Source organism: Sulfurimonas sp. (assembly GCF_019429335.1).
Classification (GTDB): Bacteria; Campylobacterota; Campylobacteria; order Campylobacterales; family Sulfurimonadaceae; genus Sulfurimonas.
Window position 1 is genome coordinate 1 of record NZ_JAHYJB010000066.1, and the last position, 2,161, is coordinate 2,161.

General features: G+C 39.2%; 2 protein-coding genes. One reads left to right on the forward strand and one right to left on the reverse strand.

All coding sequences use genetic code 11. From position 1 onward, the window contains the following. Positions 1-1,182, forward strand: a 1,182-nt coding sequence (locus K0A91_RS10885) for a bifunctional diguanylate cyclase/phosphodiesterase (RefSeq protein WP_295010234.1), incomplete at its 5' end; no start/stop codon positions are given. A 40-nt stretch (positions 1,183-1,222) separates the two neighbouring features. On the opposite strand, the gene K0A91_RS10890 is transcribed toward K0A91_RS10885, so the two are convergent. After that, the gene (locus K0A91_RS10890) at positions 1,223-2,140 is read right to left on the reverse strand and encodes a manganese-dependent inorganic pyrophosphatase (RefSeq protein WP_295010236.1); all 918 of its coding nucleotides are present in this window, start codon (positions 2,138-2,140) and stop codon (positions 1,223-1,225) included. Between the last annotated feature and the right edge of the window lie 21 nt (positions 2,141-2,161).

Below are 2,161 nucleotides of genomic sequence, written 5' to 3' on the forward strand. Positions count from 1 at the left end.
TACGGCGCTCTCATGTTTATGGATATAGACAACTTTAAAAGCGTAAATGATTTGATGGGTCAAGATGAGGGTGACACTGTTTTAAAGGAGACGGCTAACAGACTTGCCATAAAGCTTAAAGATGTATCTATAATCTCAAGGTTCGGAAGCGACAAATTCTTAATTTTGATTGAGAATCTCTCAAGCAGACAAGAGAGTGCAGCCCTTGCTGCAAAAGAGTTTGCAAAACAGATCTTAGAGATTACAAAAGAGCCGTTTATTATTAAGGATAAAACTTTTTATCTCACTTGCAGTATTGGCATAGCACTCTTCTTTGATGACGTTGAAACTGCAGATCTGCTTTTTAATCAGGCTGAGTACGCTATGCGCACGGCAAAAAAAGATGGAAAAAACATTATCAGATTTTATGACAGCTCTCTTCAGGATGTGACAAAATCAAGATCCCTGCTAATCCAAAATATCAAAGAGGCGCTAAAGAAGAATCAGTTCTTTGTTCTTTATCAAAAACAGTTTGATAAATATGCAAAACCCGTAGGTGCTGAAGCGCTTATTAGATGGCAGCATCCGAGCATCGGAATTGTATCTCCCGCAGATTTTATTCCGCTTGCAGAAGAGTCCGGAGTCATTAAAGAGATAGGACGTTTTGTTCTTGAGAGTGCTACAGACGAGCTTCTCTCTTGGGCAGAGGATGAGATAAAAAAAGAGTGGAGAGTATCCGTAAACGTCAGTCCGCTTCAATTTAGGGATGCGGGCTTTGTAGATGAGATAAAAGAGTTGATAAGCACAAAGATGATAGATCCCAATAAACTAAGACTTGAACTAACCGAAGGCGTGCTAATAAACGACCAAAAGAGTGCAATGAAAAAAATTGAGGAGTTAAACGCTTTTGGCGTCTCATTATCTATTGATGATTTTGGAACAGGATACTCTAGTCTGGCTTACCTTAAACATCTCAAAATAGATGAGCTGAAGATAGATCAATCATTTGTATTTGGTCTTTTAAACCATAACTCTGACAAAACGATAGTCAAGACAATAATTTTAATGGGCAAAGAGTTTAACTTTGAAGTAATAGCCGAAGGCGTAGAGACTAAAGAGCAGTTTGGGATATTAAAAGATCTCGGATGTGACTTCTTCCAAGGCTTCTATTTTGCAAAACCCTGCAAAAGCAGCGAGCTTTAAACAGCTCTTAGCAACATGCCAAAGCTGGCATGTTATAGAGTTAAAACTGCGGTTGAAGAAAAGGGATAACCTGCTTTTTACGGCTTAAAACTCCATCAAGCCATGCTTGGTTGTTCTGGATTTTAATTTTAAACGCATTCTCAACCTTGCTTAAATCATCGCTTATAACCAAAAGCTGAGAGCCCTCTTTCATAATGTCTGTTAAAAGGATGATGATTGTGTGAAGTCCCTCTTCTTGCTTCATAAGCTTCATATCTTCAAACAGCTCGTTTATTCTGTCGTTTAAGACCGAAATATCGACCATCTCAAGCTGACCAATTCCGACCTTTGTTCCGTTCATATCAAACGCTTTGTAGTCTCTTGTGTTTAGGTTGCGAGCGCTCGCACTATCAATAGCAGATTTTGCTATAAACATCTCCATTGCAAGACTCTTATAATCTTCAACTCCGCAAATTTCAGCAAGCTCTTTCACAGCCTTTGTATCAACTTTTGTACATGTAGGAGATTTAAATATCACCGTATCGCTTAAAATCGCGCACATCATCATGCCTGCTATGTCTTTGGGAATGTCTATTTTATGATAGTCGTACATCTCTTTGATTATCGTGTTTGAACACCCTATCGGGCGAATCCAGCACTCTAGAGGAGAATCTGTCGTTATGTCGCCTAGCTTATGATGGTCAACAATTCCTAAGATTGTTGCTTCTTTTATATCTTTTGGAGCCTGAGCAAGGTCAGAAAAATCCACAAGATAGACATTCTCGCCTGCGTATGAAGTCTTAAGCTCAGGCAATGTGCCGCCAAATCTGTTTAATATAAACTCCGTCTCCGGAGATATATCGCCTTGACGCGTAGCTACGCAATCTTCGCCGAGCTGATTTTTAAGATAAGTTAGAGAGATAGCCCCAACTATGGAGTCTGAGTCTGGGTTTGTGTGACCAAAAATATATGTTGACATGTCAATAGCCTTTAAATTTTT